Annotated in this window: 12 protein-coding genes; 2 read left to right on the top strand and 10 right to left on the bottom strand. The window is 61.6% G+C overall.

Annotated features, from left to right (window positions below):
• Positions 1–106: 106 nt before the first annotated feature.
• From CFE428DRAFT_RS24090 to CFE428DRAFT_RS24060, 8 genes are all read right to left on the bottom strand, one after another.
• Positions 107–2,509, bottom strand: coding sequence for a tetratricopeptide repeat protein (locus tag CFE428DRAFT_RS24090; RefSeq protein WP_131989384.1), 2,403 nt, complete (start codon positions 2,507–2,509; stop codon positions 107–109).
• The gene (locus CFE428DRAFT_RS40025; RefSeq protein ID WP_049975742.1) at positions 2,506–3,054 is read right to left on the bottom strand and encodes an O-linked N-acetylglucosamine transferase family protein; all 549 of its coding nucleotides are present in this window, start codon (positions 3,052–3,054) and stop codon (positions 2,506–2,508) included. The genes CFE428DRAFT_RS24090 and CFE428DRAFT_RS40025 overlap by 4 nt, the downstream gene beginning before the upstream one ends.
• A complete protein-coding gene (locus CFE428DRAFT_RS24085) occupies positions 3,051–4,292 on the bottom strand; it encodes an O-linked N-acetylglucosamine transferase, SPINDLY family protein (RefSeq protein WP_006982280.1) in 1,242 nt (413 codons plus the stop codon). The genes CFE428DRAFT_RS40025 and CFE428DRAFT_RS24085 overlap by 4 nt, the downstream gene beginning before the upstream one ends.
• Entirely contained in the window at positions 4,289–6,385 is a 2,097-nt protein-coding gene (locus CFE428DRAFT_RS24080; protein ID WP_131989382.1) for an O-linked N-acetylglucosamine transferase, SPINDLY family protein, read from the bottom strand. Before CFE428DRAFT_RS24080 ends, CFE428DRAFT_RS24085 begins: the two co-directional genes overlap by 4 nt.
• Positions 6,386–6,676: 291 nt before the next feature.
• A complete protein-coding gene (locus CFE428DRAFT_RS34375) occupies positions 6,677–10,045 on the bottom strand; it encodes a PAS domain S-box protein (RefSeq protein ID WP_083805315.1) in 3,369 nt (1,122 codons plus the stop codon).
• A gap of 184 nt (positions 10,046–10,229) precedes the next feature.
• On the bottom strand, positions 10,230–12,377 hold the full coding sequence (locus tag CFE428DRAFT_RS24070) for a HEAT repeat domain-containing protein (RefSeq protein WP_006982277.1): 2,148 nt from the start codon (positions 12,375–12,377) through the stop codon (positions 10,230–10,232).
• Between the two features lie 23 nt (positions 12,378–12,400).
• Entirely contained in the window at positions 12,401–14,392 is a 1,992-nt protein-coding gene (locus CFE428DRAFT_RS24065) for a sialate O-acetylesterase (RefSeq protein ID WP_042725689.1), read from the bottom strand.
• A complete protein-coding gene (locus CFE428DRAFT_RS24060) occupies positions 14,389–16,017 on the bottom strand; it encodes a glycoside hydrolase family protein (protein ID WP_006982275.1) in 1,629 nt (542 codons plus the stop codon). The genes CFE428DRAFT_RS24065 and CFE428DRAFT_RS24060 overlap by 4 nt, the downstream gene beginning before the upstream one ends.
• A gap of 101 nt (positions 16,018–16,118) precedes the next feature.
• On the opposite strand from CFE428DRAFT_RS24060, the gene CFE428DRAFT_RS24055 reads away from it, so the two are divergent.
• Positions 16,119–17,210: a substrate-binding domain-containing protein gene (locus CFE428DRAFT_RS24055; RefSeq protein WP_006982274.1), complete on the top strand. Its 1,092-nt coding sequence runs from the start codon at positions 16,119–16,121 to the stop codon at positions 17,208–17,210.
• A gap of 41 nt (positions 17,211–17,251) precedes the next feature.
• Positions 17,252–18,157 (top strand): ThuA domain-containing protein, encoded by a 906-nt coding sequence (locus CFE428DRAFT_RS24050; protein ID WP_006982273.1) that lies wholly within the window; start codon positions 17,252–17,254, stop codon positions 18,155–18,157.
• 9 nt (positions 18,158–18,166) lie between these two features.
• On the opposite strand, the gene CFE428DRAFT_RS24045 is transcribed toward CFE428DRAFT_RS24050, so the two are convergent.
• Together CFE428DRAFT_RS24045 and CFE428DRAFT_RS24040 are read right to left on the bottom strand one after the other, a co-directional pair.
• Positions 18,167–18,598, bottom strand: coding sequence for an ester cyclase (locus CFE428DRAFT_RS24045; protein WP_006982272.1), 432 nt, complete (start codon positions 18,596–18,598; stop codon positions 18,167–18,169).
• A 309-nt stretch (positions 18,599–18,907) separates the two neighbouring features.
• Positions 18,908–19,540, bottom strand: a complete 633-nt coding sequence (locus CFE428DRAFT_RS24040) for a 3-keto-disaccharide hydrolase (RefSeq protein ID WP_006982271.1) — start codon at positions 19,538–19,540, stop codon at positions 18,908–18,910.
• Positions 19,541–19,657 lie beyond the last annotated feature (117 nt).

Here is a 19,657-nt window from a genome sequence, read left to right as displayed (position 1 = left end):
GCCTTCCTTGGGGCGCAAAAATTTCGGGCCAATTACTGGCTTCGACCGGCCGGCGCCGCGCCGACAATGATCACTGGCGGCGAATGAACGTCCAGTTGTTACCCGGTCATCGCGAGAGGGAGTTTTCCGCACACCACAGTTGCCACATCGCGCGATAGGCCTCCTCCATTTGTCGGGCAAGGTGAGCCCCGTCCATCAACACCGAGCCTTCCATCCGCGTACGTAGTGTGGAGCGCAATTCCGCCAGGCGCGGTGAGGCGCCGGCCAACCGCGCGGCAACCGCCACATACTCGTCCTCCGAATGCGCGACTAATTCCGGCAGGCCGAGATTGCTCAACTGGCTCAATCCCGCGCGAGACACCGCCGGCTTCCCCGCCAGGCTCACCACCGGCACGCCCATCCACAGTGCATCCAGGCTCGTCGTGTGGCCATTGTAAGGAAAGGTATCCAGCACCACATCGAGCTGATGGTACAACTCCAGATACGCCCGCCGCGGACACGGTTCCACAAACTCGACCCTCCGCGGCGCCACGCCTGCGCGCTCCAGAAAATCCAGCGTCCGCTGCCGATGACTGCCACGCGGACTCGACAGCACCAGTCGCGCATCCTTCACCGCCACGAGTACCCGCGCCCAAAGGCGCAACAACGGCTCATTGACCTTACAGAAGTTATTCAAACACCCAAAAGTCAACCTCCCACTCTCCCGTGCCGGCAACGCATTCACCGGCACCTCCACACCACACGGGTCGTAACACCAAAAGCTATCGAGCAAAAACACCCGCTCTGTTCCACCACGGGCTCTCTGCCATTTGCCATCTGCCATTTTCTCCCCCTCTCCTTCCACCCACCGATCACTCAGCCGATACCCAATCGTCTCCAACCCCGCGCTGGCCGGATACCCGGCAAAGCTGACCTGCACCGGGGCCGGTCTCCGCGCAAACGCCCCGAGCCGATTACCGCCCATGTGCTGCGTCAGGTCCACCAGGATGTCCACCTCGTCCTTGCGAATCATCGTCGCCAGCGCCTCGTCCGACACGCCCACCGTGCTGGTCCACGCATCGGCCGCCTGCCGAAATTCGCCGGTCAACCAATCCTCCCGAAACACGCCCGAGTAATACACGAAGTCGAATTGCTGATGATCATGGCAGCGAAAGAGCGGGATCAAATTCCGGCCCGTCACGTGGTCGCGATATTCCGGCGATACATAACCCACGCGTAATTTGCGTTCCGGGTCGCGCGCGTTCGGATACGACGGTCTGGCCGGCCGAAATGGCGCGCAGAGCGTCGCGCTCCATCGCTCCTGCTCGCGGACGATCGTCGTTTCGTCACCACCCGGCTGATAGAGCAGCGAGTAAATGAGATTCTGCCAGGTCGCCGGGTGAACCGGCTCCAATTGCAGCGCCTCGCGGTAGGCCCCGATGGCCCCTTCAACATCGCCCTGATCCTTGAGAATATTCCCGAGGTTATTGCGGATATCCGAAAGCGCAGGCTGAAGCTCGAGCGCCCGCCGAATGGCCGCCGTCGCTTCGTCCAACAGGCCCACGCTGCGCAACGTGCTGGCGAGATTATTGGCCGCCGCCGCATACTCGGGCTGCAAAGCCAGCGCCCGCCGATAGGCCGCGATCGCTTCATCGGCCCGCCCGCATTCCTGCAGGGTGTTACCGAGGTTATTGTGCGTCTCGGCAAAATCCGGCTGGAGCTCGATCGACCGGCGAAACGCCGCGACCGCTTCATCGGTACGGCCGCGCTCTTTGCAGGCCACGCCGAGATTGTTGTAGGCCTCCGCGAAATCCGGCCGGAGTTCGATGGCCCGGCGTTGCGCCACGATCGCTTCATCGAGTGCGCCGCGTTCCCGCCAGGCCGCACCCAGGTTGTTGTGCGCCGCCGCATGATCCGGCTGCAACTCGATCGCCCGCTGGTAAGCCGCCACGGCCTCCTCAAACCGGCCGGCTTCCTTGCACGCCACCCCGAGATTGTTATGCGCGTCGACATAGTCGGGGCCAAGCGCGATCGCTTGTCGATATGCGGCGATGGCTTCTCCATACCGCTTTCGTTCCCGCAAAGCGTTGCCGAGATTGTAATGCGCCACCATCAACTGCGGCTGGAGGCGCAGCGCCCCTTGAAAGGCGGCGATCGCTTCGTCGAGCCGTCCGCTTTCCTTGCAAGCCACGCCGAGATTGTGCAGCGCTTCGACATAGTCGGGCCGGAGCTCGATCGCGCGACGGTACGCGGCGATCGCGTCCTCCAGCCGCTTCCGCGATCTCAGCGCATTGCCGAGATCGTAATGGGCGGCAGGATTGTCCGGCGCCATCGCGATCGACCGGCGCAGCAAATTCTCCGCCGCTTCGTGTTGCCCCATTTGCAAGGCAATCACTCCCAACAAATGCAGGGCTTGAGCATGATCCGGCTGCACCGCGAGGATCTGCCGATACAACCCTTCCGCTTCCGCCAAACGGCCCGCTTGGTGATGTTGCAACGCCAGGTCGAAAGCTTGCTGGACCGTCATCATGACGCCGTGCTTTCCACGCACCATTGCCGCCACATCGCGCGATAGGCCTCTTCGATCTGATGCGTGAAATGCGTGGGATCCATCAACACCGACGCTTCCATTCGCGACCGCAGCGTCGCGCGCAATTCCGCCAGGCGCGATAAGTCTCCGGCGAGTCGCGTGGCGATCTCCAAATACGCGTCCTCCGAGTGCGCGACCAATTCCGTCAACCCGAGATTATTCAACTGACTCAAGCCCCCGCGCGACACCGCCGTTTCACCCGCCAGGCTCACCACCGGCACACCCATCCACAGGGCATCGAGATTCGTCGTGTGGCCATTGTACGGAAAGGTATCCAGCACCATATCCACACGATGATAGTTCTTCAGATACTCCCCGCGCGCCCGCACACCGAGGAATTCGACACGTCCCGCGTCAATCCCGTATCGCTCGAAAAATTGCCGCGTTCGCTCCGCATAATTTCCCCCGCCACGTAACAACAGGAGCCGTGATCCCGGAACATTCTGCAACACCCGCACCCAGATCTTGAGCATCGGCTCGTTCACCTTGCAGAAATTATGCAGGGCTCCAAACGTAACCCACCTTCCACACGAGCAGGCAATTCACTCACCGGCAACGCCGTCCTCTCCGGTTCATAACACCAAAAGCTTTCGAGTAAAAATACCCGCTCCGTTCCGCCACGGGCTCTCTGCCATTTGCCATCGGCCATTTTCTCCCCCGCCCCCTCCAGCCATCGATCACTCAGCCGATACCCGATCGTCTCCAACCCCGTGCTCGCCGGATAACCCGCAAAGCTCACCTGCACCGGCGCCGGTTGGCGCGCGAAGAGAAGCAACCGATTGGCGATAATGTGTTGCGACAGGTCGACGAGAATATCGACCCGCTCGCTTCGCACCAGTTCGGCCAGCGCTCCGTCATCCATCGCCGCGGTGTTCCACCAGTGGTCGGCGTGTTGCTGAAATGCTTCGGTCATTCCGTCCGGCCGGATGACTCCGGAAAAGCACGCAATCTCAAAACGGCTCCGGTCGTGGTTTTTGAAAAGCGGCAGGAGATTTTTCCCGATAACGTGCTCGCGAAAATCCGCGGAAACATAGCCGATCCGCAACCGCCGGGCAGGATCGCGATCGTTGGCATGCGGGCGGAAGAATTGTTTGGACGGCCCACCGAAACGCTCGTTCCAGTGGGCCTGCTCCTCGTCGAGCGCGGCGTCCGTCAAACGTGGACGAAGCAGCAACGTGTAGATCAAGCTGCTCTGGACGGCGGGTTGATTCGGCTGGAGCCCGAGCGAATTGCGGTAGGCCGCTTCCGCCTCCTCGAGGCTGCCCTGCGCAGCCATCACCGCCGCCAGGTTGTTCCAACCTTCCGCCAGGTCCGGCCGGATCTCGATCGCGCGGCGACAGGCGGCCTCGGCCTCTTCCACCCTTTCCGCTTCGCAGAGAGTATTGCCCAGGTTGTGATACGCCTCGGCAAAATCCGGGTGCAGCGCGATCGCTCGATGATATGCCGCCACCGCTTCGTCCAGCCGGCCACCATCCTTGAGCATATTGCCCAGATTCATGTACGCAGCGGCATAATTCGGGGCCAGAGTCAGGGCACGCTGAATGAGCGCCAACGCCTGGTCACGCTGGCCCGTGTGGTGCAGGAGCACCGCAAAACAATGCAGCGTCTCCACATGCCCCGGCTGCACCGCCAGGATTTGCTGGTAGAAGCCCGCAGCCTCGGCCAACCGCCCTTCCAGTTGGTGACGCACCGCCAGTTCGAAAGCCTGTTGGACGGTCATCATGAAACGCGCTTCTCTTCACACCACTGCCGCCACATCGCGCGGTAAGCTTCCTCGATCTGGCGCGTGAAATGGGTGGCATCCATCAACACCGAAGCCTCCATCCGTGCTCGTAACGTTGCCCGCATTTCCGCCAAATGGGTCAGGTCACCGGCGAGTCGCGTGGCGATTTCCACATATTCGTCCTCGGTATGCGCGACCCATTCCGGCAGCCCGAGATTGTTCAACTGGCTCAACCCCGCGCGCGACACTGCCACTTCACCCACCAGGCTCACCACCGGCACGCCCATCCACAGCGCATCCAGACTCGTCGTGTGGCCGTTGTAGGGAAAGGTATCCAGCACGATATCCACGTCGTAATAGAGCTTCAGGTAATCCGTCCTCGCGCGCGGTTCCGCGAAAGAAATGCGCTCGGCGGAAATTCCGTGCCGCGCGAATAAATCCCAGGTCCGCTGGCGTTGGCTTCCCTCTTCGCAAAGCAATACCAGCCTCGCATTCGGGACATGATTCAAAACCCTCGCCCACAGTACGAGGGTCTCTACGTTGACCTTGCAGAAGTTATTCAAGCTCCCAAACGTGAAGTATCCCCGTTGCAAAGCCGGCAGCGCGTTGCATGGCAAATCGACGCCACCCGATTGATAGCACCAAAAACTATCGAGTAGAAAAACCCGCTCCGCCCCACCACGGGCATTTTGCCATTTGCCATCTGCCATTTCTTCGCCCATTCCCTCCACCCAGCGATCACTCAGCCGATACCCGATCGCCTCCAGTCCAGAGCTGGCCGGATAGCCCGCAAAACTCACCTGCACCGGCGCGGGCTTCCGCGCGAACAGCGGCAGGCGGTTATTCCCCATGTGCTGATGCAGGTCGACGAGGATATCGATTTTCTTTTCTCGAACAAGTTCGGCCAACGCCGCGTCCGACATGCCCACGATGCTGGTCCACGCATCGCTGTGCTCCCGAAAAAAGGTCGTCAGCTCATCCGGTTTCGCCACATCCGAAAAGCACACGATCTCAAACTGGCCATGGTCGTGGGATCGAAACAGTGGCACCAGGTATCGCCCCAGGGAGTGCTCGCGAAATTCGGACGTCACGTATCCCACGCGGAGCCGGCGATCGGGTTCGGGGAGATTGGGGTAACTGCTGAAGGCACCCTCCGGATGGCCAAAGCGGCGATTCCACAGGGCCCAATCTTCCGCGATTTCGCCAGCCGAAACGCCGCGCATGAAGTGTTGTGCGTAGATGAGATTGCTCAGCAAACTCGGGTCGTTCGGCCGGAGGTCCACGGCTGTTCTCAAGCACCGCAGGCTTTCCTCGGCCAATCCCTGGCCGGACAATTTCACCGCCAGATTGCTATAAGCCTGGCCATAGCGCGGATCGAGACGGATGGCCTCGCGGTAAGCCGCGACCGACTCATCCACCCCACCGATCGCTCCGCAAGCATTCCCGAGGCTATTCCAGGCGCCTGGGTAGCTGGGCCGCAATTCAAGCGCGCGACGGTGACACGCGACCGCCTCCTCCGGACGACCCATTTCGAGGAGAACGTTACCGAGATTGTTGGACGCGTCGGGAAAATCCGGCCTCAGCCGCAAGGCCGCCCGGTAGCACTCCTCCGCCTCTGCCAGGGAGCCCTGCTGCTGAAGCGCGTTGCCGAGATTATTTTGCGCCTCCGGAAAATCCGGCCGGATCTGGAGCGCTTCGCGAAACCGGGAGATCGCCTCGGTCGTCTCACCGACCGTCGCCAGCGCGATTCCCAAATTGCTGAGTACCTCTGCATACACCGGGCCGATTTGCAGCGCCCGACGAAAAGCCTCAATCGCCTCCCGCGGCTGGCCCAGCGCACGGTACACCTCGCCGAGATTGGAATACGCGAGCGCATGCTGGTCATTCCCGGCGATCGCTTTCCCGAGGAGTTGCCGCGCCGCCTCGAGATGCCCGGTCTGCATGGCGATGATCCCGAGGAGCCGGTTGGCCTCGGGATGATTGGGTTCCCGGGCCAGGACTTGGGTATACAAGTTTTCCGCTTCCACCAGCCGCCCCGATTGGTGCAACTGCGTGCCCAGAGCCAGCGCTTCTGCGATCCCGGAAACGTTCATCGGGCAAAAGCCGGGCAAGGGCGGCGGGCGCTCTGAGACGGAGAGTGAAGGCACATGGATTCGGCGACGGGAATTCTCGTTGGAGACCCCGCCGTTGCCAATGGTTCTCTGCCACATTTCTTCGCCCACCGCCATCGCAAGGCGGCGCTCTTAATCATAATCTTTAATCCTTATTCCTTAATCCCTCTGCCTCGTCGGTGGAGATGAGGGATTAAGGATCAACGAATAAGATTAAAGATTAAGAATCCTACCGCCCGACCTCGTTTTCCATCACCGTTCAGCACGAATCACCTATCGCGCCTGGCCCAGCGCCGCCTTCAGCGTCTTCAGCAGCTCCTCTGCGGTGTACGGCTTCGCCAGGATGTGTTTCTCCTCGAGCCCACCAATCTTCGCGAGCTGCTCTTTGCTGGCCTGGCCGCTGGTGACAATGACGGGCAGGTGCGGGCTGAAACGGCGCAGCACCTGGATCATCGCCGCGCCGTCCATTACCGGCATGGCGATATCCGTCACCACCACCGAAATGTCTTTGCCGTCCGTCGCGATCTTGCCCACGGCCTCGGCGCCATCGCAGGCGAGGACGACGCGATAGCCAAAGGTCTCCAGCGTCTGCCGCGTAATCTCGCGCACGATGCGTTCGTCGTCGACGACGAGGACCGTCTCCCCCGCGCCACGCGGCAGCGTGGTTTCGGAGCTGGCCGCTTCGGCGACCTCGGCCGAATCCGCGGGCAGGTAAACCTGGAAGCGCGTGCCCTGGTTCACCTCGCTGCTCACACGCACAAAGCCGCCGTGGCTCTTGACGATCCCGAGCGAAGTGTAGAGGCCGAGCCCGGTGCCCTTGCCGACTTCCTTGGTGGTAAAGAAAGGATCGAAAATCTTCTCGAGGATTTCCGGCGGAATGCCGGTGCCGCTGTCCTCCACGCGAATGAGCACATAGCGCCCCGGCTTGGCCTCGGGATTAAGCGCCGCGTATTGCGCATCGAGGGTCAGGTTCTCGGCGGTGATCGACAGCAGGCCGCCTTGCGGCATCGCGTCCCGCGCATTTACGCACAGGTTGAGCAGCACCTGGTGCAATTGCGTGGGGTCGCCCACGACGGTCCACAAGTCGCGCGGAAAATCCGCTCTCATCTGGATGTTCTTGAGGAAGGTATCGTTGACGATTTTCTCGATCTCGCGGAGGAGATGCTTCACCTGCACCGCCATCTTGCGGCCCTCGATTCCGCGGCCGAACGAGAGCACCTGCCTGACCATGTCCGCGCTGCGCTGCGCACTGGATTGGATGAGGTCGAGCAATTCGCGGCTGTCCGGATCGGGAAATTTCATCCGCAGCACATCGAGCGACATGAGGATGGGGCCGAGGGAATTATTCAGGTCGTGAGCGATGCCACCGGCGAGGGTGCCGATGCTTTCCATGCGCTGCGCACGGAGGAATTGTTGCTCGAGCTGCTTGCGCTCGGTCACGTCCAGGGCGATGCCACCGACCAGAGCTTTTCCATCCGGGCCATCCATGGGGAATTTCACCACCATGAATTCGCCCATCGATCCATCGGCACGCGTGCCCATCTCCACCGTCTCCAGGACCCGACGCTCGCACAGCACGATTTCGTTATTGGCCAGGTATGGTTCGGCAATTTCCGGACGGTAAACTTCACTGATCAATTTGCCGATGACGCTCTCTGAACCGGCACTGAACAGGCGATCGTAGCCCGGGCTGACGTAACAAAACCGGCCATCCGCATCGACAACCCAACCCGCAATGGGGCTATGTTGCATGAACGAGCGGAAACGCCGCTCACTGTCGCGTAAGGCGTGCTCGGCCCGGTTTCGCTCGGTCTCGTCCAGGCCGATGCTCGCCATGCCGATGAAATTGCCGGCGGTACCACGAAGCATGGTGTTGTTCCAGACGATCTCGCGCAGCTCACCGCTCTTGGTGAGGATGGGATTTTCCTGATGCCGCGGGATCGTACCGGTTTCGACGGTCTCGAGGAACAGCGCTTTCGCCTCCGGATTATTCGGAAGGTACCGGGTGAACCAATTGCTCCCGATGACTTCCTCGCGCCGCCAACCGGTGACCTTCAGGAGGTAGTCATTGCAGAAAGTGACCGTGCCGTCTTTGTCGAGCGTCACCGCGATCATCTCGAGGTTCTCGAGCATTTCGCGGAAGCGGCGCTCCGATTCGCGCAGCACATCGCCATTGCGCTTATGATCCGCGATTTTGATGCGCAGCGCTTCGTTCGTTTTGGCCAGGTCAGTGGCTCCCTGCTGCACGCGCTGGTCCAGCTCGGTGAGCAAGGTTTGCAAAGCGAGATTCGTTCGCTGTTCTTCACCGGCCTCGGATTTGATATCGAACCAACGCCGGTAAGCGAAGAGGCTCGCGGCGGGCACGGCGGCAATCGTCAGGACGACGATGGTGCCGATCAATTCGTCCATCACCGTATCCTGGTAACGCCAGAGCAGCGTGAAAGGCTTGGCAAAAGCATCGAAGTAGTCACACACGGTGACCATCAGGGCGCCGAGAATCAACAAGCCAAAAAGTTCCCTGGCGATGCTGGACCGCAGCTTCCTGATCCAGTCCTGGGAAATGATGCGTCGATCGCGGGTACACACCTGCCGTTCGAGGATGATCGCCCCGGAATCCTTCCAGCGCCGATAACCGAACCAAAACACCAGCGGGCTGAGGACAAACAGGGTGCCGAAAAAATCGTCCAGCGCCGTCTCCTTGTATTTGACCAGCAGCTCGAGTGGGCCGGTGAAAATCTTCAGCCAATACGCGAGCGTAAAGATGGCGACGACGCTAACACCACCGACGATCAAGTCGCGGGTGCCGGCGGCCTGGCGGGCCTGCCGCTCCCGGTCAAAGGCCCCGGCCAGCACTTCCTCCGCGCGCTTCTTTTCGGTGATGTCCGTCCAGATGCCGACAATTTCCTTCGGCTCGCCTGAAGCGCCGCAGACCAGGCGGCGCTTATCTTCCACCCACCGCACGCTACCGTCCTTGTGATGGACGCGGTACTCCGTAGTGCTCGTCCCTTTCACCAGGATCTCGGCCATGCCGGCGAAGGCACGTTGACGATCTTCCGCATGAAGCTGCCCCGGCCACCAGTCAGAACGGAGAGTCTCCGATACGGTGAATCCGAGCAGTGTCGTGATATTTTCGCTAACGAGATGAGGCGTGTAATTCTGCCCTTCGCAGCGGAGCGCATAGATCACCGCGGGACTGTGATCCAGGAGCTGGCGCAATTGCGCATGCGTGGAGTGCAGCGCATCCTCGGCTTCCTGCCGTTGCCGGGCCAACCGGGCCTGCTCGAGGGCATGGTCCACCGCCGCGCCCAGGCGCTTCATGCGATCTTTCAGCACATAATCCGTGGCGCCCTGCCGCATGGCAGTGACGGCGACTTCTTCACCGATCGTGCCGGAGACAATGATGAAGGGCACTTCCAGACCGCGCGCCCGCAGCAGCGACAACGCGCGCGGTGCGGAAAAACCCGGCAGCGTGTGATCCGAAAGCACGAGATCGAGGTGTGGCCCGAGATGGGCGAGATACTCCTCCTCCGTCTGCACACGTTTCCAATCCGGCGCGAACCCTTCGCGCTCCAGCTCGTTGAGCAGCAGTTGCGCGTCCTCGGGGCAATCCTCGACGATCAATACACATAGCCGGCGCTTCATCAGGGCCTTCGCGGCAAACGCCTCCCTTCGCCCCACGTTTTCCTCGCTGGGGCTAACCGAATTAGAATGGAGCAGGCCGCTATTCACTGTGTTTTCGAACGGCCCGCACTTTTACGCCTACCCGCGAAGCTGACAATGGGGGAAAATACTGAGTTTTTCCGGGGAAAACCCGCAGCTTGCCTCGTTACTTTGCCGCCGCTGGCGGGCGCAGCCACGCGGGCAGATGGCTAAACGCCTCCTCATTTTCCTTCTCGGTCACTTCGCTGAACGTCTTCGAATCCTGGCGAATCCACAGAGTTTTCCACGCCTCCAGGGCGAGCTGACGATCGCTTTTCTGATCCATGAAACGCTGGAGAATCTGCTCTCCCTCCGCGCCCATCTTGAGCAACGCATTGCCCACCGGACGATAACCCCACTCCGCATCGGAGCGCTGGCACCCATCGCCCAGCTTCGCGTAAAGCTCGCCGAGGGCCGTGACGATCCGCGCACGCAATGGATCGGTCTCCGGAAAATGCGCGGCGACAATCACCGCGAGCGAGGTCGCCGCGCGATCGGAGACGGTAGGATCTTCGTGCTGCAAGGCCTGGAGGAGCAATTCCACCGCCTCGGTACTGTGACGCACATTGCCCAGCGCTTCCGCCGCGGCGAAACGCACGAAACGATCGGAATCATGCAAACCTTGGGCGAAAACGGGCAACAGCTTCACATCGGTCATGAAGACAAGCGAACGCATCGCCGTGGAACGCACCAGCGGATTGGCATGTTTACTCGCCGCTTCGGCGAGCACCTCACGCGGTGCCGGTTTGATCCGCGGCATGGTGTGAAAGACCATTTCCATCAACGGATGCGTACCGTGCATGTCCACGGCCCCGAGCATTTTCGCCGCGCTTTCCGGGCGATTGTTATCGCGCAAGGCGAGGGCCGCCGCGCAACGCACGGCATTTTCCTCGTCGTCGAGGCCTTGCTCGATCGACGGCACTGCCGCGGGATCCTTGAGCTTTCCCAGCGCCGACAATGCAAGACGCCGCACGATGACATTGTGATCGTGCAACAATGGCGTCACTTGCTCCGTGGTCGCTTTCGTCTTGCCGTAAATGATCTGGGCCAGCACCCGCATGCGCAGCACGGGATCATCGCTGCTCAGCGCGGCGAGCGGTTGCTCAGGGATGTTGCTGCGATCGAGATAGGAGGCGTCATCGCCGAGCGACATCGCGATCGTGACGCCCTTTTTCTGGAACGGTTTCCAACGCGGCGCGAAAGGACTCGAGGTCAGCGCCGCCACCTTGCAGGGCGTCGCGCGCGTGAGCCACAGACAGTCGTCCACCGCTTTGTTCTGAATCTGCGGACTGCAATAACCCCAGACCATGAGGTGATCGACAATGCCCTCGCGCACATAGGTATCGAGATCGACGGTGATGTGCCCGGCGGTGAGCATGATCTGCGGCACATTCCACGGCTGGGTGAAGCGCGGCTCGAAGGGATTGAGAATCATTCCCAGCTTCTTGCCATCGTGCTGCAGTTGCGACTTCAGTTCGCGCAGGTACTGCGTGAGGTATTCGCCGCGGAGATTGTACCAATCGAAGCGGCTGGCCGATCGAGTGAAAGGCTGGGTGAGCAGATCGACCCCATGGCGTTTTTTAAACTCCTTCACGATCGGCTCATTGAAGCCGAATTCATCCTGGAAACGCATGCCATAGTTCTCCGCGTAAGTGACGAACGTCATCCCATCGTAGCCATCCTGGCGGACAAACTTCATGTGTAGATCGACGAGGGCTTTCCGCGCCTCGGGATAGGCAAACTCGATCGGCCCGCACTGTTTCAAAAGACCAGAGCGATCGCGCGGCACCCACTCGGGATGATCGAGGCGCAAACGCGACTCGAAGCCATTCGGGAAGTCATTGAAGTTTGGCGTGTCGCCGGGCCCCTGCCAATCGACCAACGTCCCCACACCCCAGATTTCCATGCCATGGCGATGCGCGGCCTCGACGGCGAGTTTGTCGGGATGCACGTCGCGGTAGAGCTGATGAAACCAGTGAAAGGCCGAGTCGTAGCGGCAGTTTTCCGGGCGGCTCGTCATGGTCTCCATCCACGTGGCCTCTTCCAATCCGCGCCAATATACGCATTTCACGCCGAGGCGGGCGAGCAGCGCCATGCTGTCTTCGATCGCCGCGGGCGAATCAATGGGCAGCGACTCGCCGAGCCAATGATTATCCCCGGTGCTGATGAAGCACCCGATCTGCGGGACATTCGGCTCCGCGGCCTGGACGCTCAATAGGGCAGCCGCCGCAATGGCAGAGACCGATAACAAATGACGAATGGAAGAGAGAGACATGGGAAATTTCAAACGAGTCGTGTTCACGGCCAGTCGTCGGTGCGGAAAGGAGCCGCGGGGAGACCGGTGGCGTTGTAGAGATTGCAGCCCGCGGGATTGTCGGCCCAGCAATAGCGTGCGGCGATGGGATGCGGGACGGAGGAAGAGGAAAGGACAACGCTGTCGCCTTCGATACGGGCTTCGGCCCAGGCGAATTTGTGATCCTCCCCCGCGATGGCGAACCACTTGGGCGCGCCGCCCTTGCTGGTCAGCCCATCCGCACGCAGGAAGTGGACGCGCACGTGATCGCCTTCCACTTTCATCGTGTCGAAGGTCGGACCGGTGTCTTCGATCGAGCGGCCATAAGTCCGGGCCAGCGCGAGCCGCGTGAGCCGTTCGCCGACGGGTAGTTTGTTACGCGGATGCATGTTTTCGCCGTCATCGGCATCGATGATCACCGCCATGCCGGTGTGCGGTTCGGTCTGCACCGTCTTCGCCTGAGCCTCGCGGACCGTTGCCCAACCACTCGGCTGATTGGGATCCTTCGGATGGTCACCGAAATTGGCGATCTGCACGAAATAGAAAGGCAGCGACTGCTGCGCCCAACGGTGACGCCAATCCTCGATCATCAACGGCAGGAGACGGCCGTAGTCGGCGGGATGACTGGTATTGGATTCGCCCTGATACCACACTACGCCGCGCAGTCCGTAGGGAATGAGCGGATGAATCATCGCGTTGAAAAGCACGACCGGCGTGTCGAAGAGCGCGGCGTTGTTCACCCATGGACGGGATTTCAATGCCACGGCGCTCAGCGGCGGCAGCAGGCTCTCGATCTGGCAACGCCAGTGATTGCCGACGAGCTTTTGATCGACGGGCAAATTGTAATCGCCCCGGGCGCCGCGGCCCATCAGGTCCGCCCGTGGATTGGCGGCGACCACCCGTACCGCGATCACATTGCGGCCTGCCTTCACCAATTTGCCCGGCACCAGATAGCTGCGCGCACCGAGATAAAAGTACGGCGGCTGATCTCCAGTATGTCCGACTTCCACGCCATTGAACCACGTGGTGTCGTATTGCTCATGCATGTAATTCAGTAAGAGATTGATTGGCTTGCCTGCCGCGCTTTCCGGCAACGTCACTTCCTTGCGCAGCCAGAAGACACCGCCCTGCTTCACGCCCATGGAGTCGGCCCATTTCGCGGGAAGCGCGATGGTCTTCCAATCGCGATCATCGAAATCCGGCTTGGCCCACCCCTTGGCCAGGCCTTGATCCGGCGGCGGCTTCACGCCATTCGCTTCCTCCCAACGATCTCGCTCAGCGGGGAATTTTTTCGCGTCCTCATCCTGCGAACGCATCAACGCCAACCGGGCATCGACCCGCTTTTGGTAGCCTGGCAAGGTATCGATCGCTTCGCGGCTGATCCAATTTTCGATCGGCGTCCCACCGACCGCGGAATGGATGATGCCGATCGGGGTCTTGAGTTCCCGAAAAAGCCCGCGCGCAAAATAGAACGCGACCGCCGAACTCCGCGCCGCCACCGATGGCGAACAGACTTCCCATTTGCCGGACAGGGTGTCGCGTGGTTCGAGCGAGCCGGCCTGTCCGACGAGGAAGACACGAATCTGCGGATAATTCGCCTCGGCCGCAGCCGCCTCGCCGCCGATCGTGCGGCCCACCGAAATGCCCATGTTGGATTGCCCCGAGCAAAGCCATACTTCGCCGACCAACACATCGTGCACCGTGAGCGTATTTCGGCCGGTCACCGTGAGTGTTTCTGGCGATGACGCGGTCAGCGGGGCCAGCTTCACGCTCCACTTTCCGTCCGTGCCGGCGGTCGCCGTTTGCGTCTGGCCCGCGATACTCACCGTCACTTTCTCCCCGGAATCCGCCCAGCCCCAGATGGACGCCGCCGCGTGGCTCTGCAGCACCATATGATCGGAGAAGAGTGCTGGCAGGCGGACTTCCGCCCGAAGGCTTACCGACGCGAGGAACAGTACTGCGACTGCGCGCGGAGAAAACAATGCGGAACGGATCATTGCGGTTGGAAATAGAGTGCGTAGAAGCGGGGATTCGCCGATCCGCCGGGCCACTGCACCTTGACCCGAAACTTCAGCCCGGCCGGGATGCCGTGCTCGCCGATCGAAACCGGCACGCGCATCCCACTCTGGCCGACCTTGACCGGCGCAAAGCCCGGCAAGGGTTGTTCGCCGTCATCGACCAGCGAGACCTGGAAAGGCGCTTCTGGCGATGCTCCGTCGATATTCAGAATCAGCGTCGAGGCGAAGGGCAGCGTGACCGGCTTGCTCAGTACGCTGGCCTCGGTGTCCTTGCGGAGAAACGGCGACGGTTTCTCCGGGATATCGGTGACGTGTTTGCTGAGATAGCCGAAGCCATCGCGGCGCAAGGTCAACAGGCCGATGTTATGCGTCACGGGAAGCTGCGGGGCGGGCACCGGGGGGACCTTCGCGGGGTTGCGCGTGTTCCACGGGGTGTACCAGATATAGGTCTCGGTATCGGTATTGCAAAAGGCCTGGGCCTGGAGGATGGCCCTGGCATCCCACGCATCGTCCGCGCCGGGCCCAACCATCACGAAATCCGGCACCGGTTCGCGGTAGTGAATGGCGTCGTTGCTCACCACGAAACCGAGATCGATCTTCAAGTCGTAGAGGAAGCTGATCTTTTTCTTCTCCGGAGTCGTATCGATGTGGTCACCGTACCAGCGCCCATAGAGACCGAGCACGACATTGCCGCGATTCCACAGGCCCGCACCCATGTGCAATTCCTGCCCCTGACTCTCCGGCTTTTGCTCGTAGCCACTGCGGATGAAGCAGAGCGCACGGCCATTCGACCAGTGTTGGAAATCCGGCGAGAAAAACGCGGTCATCGTCCGCCCGGCATCCATGCCATCCGGGCGATGGCCACCGGCGCGGCCGAGATTCTGCCCGGTAACGTAGTAGAGGCCATTGAACTTGATGAGCGAGGTGTTCTCAAAGTGGCCCTTGGTGAATTCGTCGGTGCTGGCAAGTTTCCAGCGCAGGCCATCGGGGCTCACACAACGCACCGCGGTGCTGTGCTTCACCTGTGGCAGATAGGCGATGTAGACCATCTTGTAGCGGCGCGCGGGATCTGGGTCGCCTTCGTCGCGCAGCACGCTCACGAAGTCATCGGGCCGCGCGAAGGGATGATCGGCTGGCTCGATGGAAACGATGTTGTTGTCCTTGCGGCCGCAGAAGCTGACGAGACCGAGAGCCGGCTTGTCCCAATGAATACCGTCCTGGCTTTCGGCATAGCACACCGGGCGGTAGGGCGGGTTCGTGTCTTCGGGAAATTTCGGATCGGGCTGGGGCTGCCCGATATACCACATGCGATACTTCCCGCCGTCCTGAATGACCGTGCCGTAGAGCAGCGCTCCATTACCATCCACGCTACCCTGTGGCCCGCGTTTCAGGACGGGGTTGCCCTCGTATTTCCTGGGTGCGACGAGGGTGAGATGCAGATTGTCCCGCCAGGGCAACGATTCGTCGTCGAAGCTGAAGAAGACTTGCTCCTCGGGTTTCGCGGGTGGCGTTCCCGCGCGGGAGGGGAGAGGAAGGGAGCTCGCCAGGAAAACGGGGAGAAAGGCCATCCGCACGAGGCGGGCACAAATCGCGAGGGAAAACATAGGAAAGTGGAAAGACGGGGGGAGAACGGACGGAGAGGTATTCTTTCACGTGGCGCCCCAGGGGCGGCAATCGTAAGCTTCTGGTCACATTTCCTGACCAGATGCCTGGCTCGCCCCCTTCTCCCCCAACGCCACCCAAGCGTCTTTCGCTGGTCGCCCAGACGGCACTAAGCCTGGAGGAAGGCATCCGCAGCGGGCACTGGAAAGGAGCGCTGCCGGGAGAGCGTCAACTCTGCGCGCGGCTGCAAGTCAGCCGGCCCACGCTGCGCGCCGCGCTGGAGGAATTGCGGCAGAATGGCTGGATCGAAGTTTCGCCACGACAACGCCCCCGCATCCGGAAACGCCACCACATTCCTCGTGGCGGAGGTCCGCCGAAGGTGATAGCCGTGCTGTCGCCCTCGCCCGCGCAGGGTCTGATTCCACTCGCGTTGCTCTCACTCGACGCCTTGCGCGAGCGACTCACCGAAGCGGGCTACGCCGTGCATTTCCACGTGAATCCCGCCTGCTATTCCACCCGCCCGGCGCGCGCCCTGGAAAAACTGGTGGGCGGCAATCCCAGCTCGGCGTGGCTGCTCATGGGAACGCTGGACCCCGTGCACCGGTGGTTCGTGCAGTCCGGTGTCCGCTGCGTTGTGATGGGGACACCGAAAGCGGAAATTCCGCTACCGTCGATTGACTCGAACTATCGCGCCGTCTGCCGGCATGCCACCTCGCTGCTTTTGCGCAAGGGACACCGGAGCCTCGCGATCCTGCTGCCAAAGGGTATTCACGGCGGCGACGCCGAAAGTCGGCGCGGATTTCTCGAGGCCATCGCCAGTTGGCGGCGCGCAATCACTTCGCGCGTGCTGGAGCAGGACGGCACCGTCCCTGGTATTCGCCGGCTGCTGGACGCGACGCACCGCTCCGTCGATCCGCCCACGGCCTATATCGTCGCCCGCCCCGGTCCGACGCTCACGGTCGTCACCCACTTGCTCCGCCAGCGCATTCGCATCCCGCAGGACATCGCCATCATCTCCCGCGACAATGACGCCTTCCTGCAATCGGCCACCCCCACCATCACGCGTTACGCCATCGACCCAGGGGCCTTCGCCCGGCGGCTCACGATGATCGTCCGACGCCTCGCCGAAGAGGGCACGCTGCCCGCGCGGCCGATTCGGCTCATGCCCCGATTTTTTCCGGGCGAAACGGGGTGAATCCGGCATACTCGACGGCCGTTCACCCCACGTTCCTCCCTATGAGAACTATCGCCCGCGTCTTCGCTCTCGTTGCCCCGCTCTTTTTCGCCACCGGCCTCTTCGCTGCCGAATCCACGCATGTGCTCATCGTGGTCGGGCCGAGCAAACATCCGCCAGGTTCGCATGAAGTCGCCGCGGGCGGGCGGCTCATGAAATCCTGCGTCGAGCACATGACCAACGTGCCCGGCGTGCAGGCGGACGTGGTCTACGAATGGCCCGACAAGGCATTGCGCGACGCCGCTTCCACGATCGTGTTCATCGGCGATCAATTTCCGCCCAATCGGCTTCCGAATGCCGCGCAAAATCTCGCCGATGTCGGTGAGATGATGAAGCGCGGTTGCGGCATCGTGTGTGTGCACTACGCCACGGGTCTCGCGGCGGAAGACGTGGTGGACGATGGCGAGCATCCGCTCCTGCATTGGCTTGGCGGTTATTTCGCGACCAAGTGCAAACATCACCAGTCCATCGCGAGAATTTATCCCGCGGCGACGATCACGCCGGCCGCACCGCAACATCCCATCACGCGCGGCTGGCACGAGTTCACGCTCAACGACGAGCCGTACATCAACAACTACTTCGGCAAGGACGACAACCATCCCTCGGCAAACGTAACCATCCTGGCCACGTCACTGCTGCCTCCCGAGGCGCCCAAGCCGGAGAACGTCGCCTGGTGCGTGCAGCGCGAGGATGGCGGGCGGGGCTTCGGCATCGTGATGCCGCACTTCTACAAGAACTGGCGCAACGAGGACCTGCGACGCTTCATCCTCAATGGCATCGTCTGGACGGCGAAGCGGGAGGTGCCCACGGGCGGCGTGATCACCGAACCGCCGAAGCTGGAGGAATTCTCGCCGGTCGCCCTCGAATACGTGCCGCCGCCTCCCAAGCCGGCGGCTCCGAAGCCTTGAATAGGCTCGTTACACCGCGGCGGCCGGAGTGAGGCCGAGCTGCTGGTAGAGGCCGAGGAAGTCCCAGTTATCCCACGCCTCGACCATGCGGCCATCCTGGATGCGCGCGATCACCGTGCCGGTGAACATGATAGGCTTATTCGTGGCGGCGAACCCGAGGCCTCCGCCGGTATGCGTGGCGCGCACAGTGCAACGGACGACCTGTTTGTCCCCGTCGGCGAGCGCCTCGTTCACTTCAATGTGCATATCCGGGAACGCGTCGCGGAACTGGCGCCAGAACACCTTGAACTTGTCGATCCGATCGATGGGCTTTCCATTCGCATCGAGCAATCCATGCGCCACCATGTTCGGCGCGGCCAGTTCATCGATCGCCGCTTCGCGGGATTGGTTCCAGACTTCTTCAAACCACCGTTTCAACAAATGGGCGTTGGCTTCGGGCATAAATGTCTCCTTCGTGGCGGGAATTGGATTCTTCCCATGGCCGGCGTCAATCCTGAAACATTTCCGCCATCCCTCCGGGATGGAACCTGTGGAGGGGCAGGTTTCCGGGGGTGGCGCTCGCAAGCTCGCTTACCCCCGGCCACGGTCCATCAGCCCTTCGGGCTGGCTCCAGCTCACGACCTAGCTCCGGTCTGCACTTCAGTCCGAATTCGTACGCAAACCGGCTACGCAAAAAAGCTTCGGGCCGTCTCCGAAATCGGAGACGGCCCGTTGCGAGAACTTTTTCGACTGGGTTCGCCAGCGTCCGCCTTACGGCAGAGCGTGGACGAAGATATTCTTGAAATGGGTTTCGCTGCCTGGGTCGTGACCCTGGAGGGCGAAGGTGCCGTGGTCGATCTTGCGGCCGGGGTGATTCGGCTTCGGCTCGTAACCTTCCGGTTCAGTGTAGTCGACGATCACGCGGTCGTTCACCTTGGTGATGACGTGCTTGCCCTCGACCTTGATGTAGAGGGTGAACCACTCGTCGTCCGGCGCGGGAGCGGCGTAGTTGTCCATGACGTCGTAGAGGCCGGCGGTGCGTTTTGGATCCTTGTGGGTGTTGTTGACCTGCACTTCGAAGCCCTTGTCCGGCCAGCCAGCTTCCTGCCACGCGGTGTGGAAATAGAAGCCGGAGTTGGCGCCCTTGCGGGTCATGACGTCGGCTTTGACCTCGAAATTCTTCCAGTCGTGGTTGTGGATATCGCCGACGTAGAAGAGGTGCGAGCGCAGGCCGTAGACGATGATGTCGCCATTCTGTACCTGGAAGGTGCCGGGCTGATCGCTGGCCTTCCAGCCGTCGAGGGTCTTGCCGTCGAAAAGAGAAACCCAGCCGTCCGCCGGATCGGCGGCGAAAGCGGGGAGCGAGAGAGCGGCGAGTGCCGCCACGAGAAGGGAGGTTTTCATGATGGAGCGGGGACGCTAGCAGTGCCCCCGTAGTGTCCGCAACGACGAATCCGTAGCGGTGGAGTTACGGGATTGCGGAAGCAGCGCGGGGCGGCGAAACCCCGTCCATGGGACTTG

Source organism: Chthoniobacter flavus Ellin428 (assembly GCF_000173075.1).
Classification (GTDB): Bacteria; Verrucomicrobiota; Verrucomicrobiia; order Chthoniobacterales; family Chthoniobacteraceae; genus Chthoniobacter; species Chthoniobacter flavus.
The sequence above is the reverse complement of the archived record's forward strand: the minus strand, read 5'-3'. Positions and strand labels throughout refer to the sequence as shown.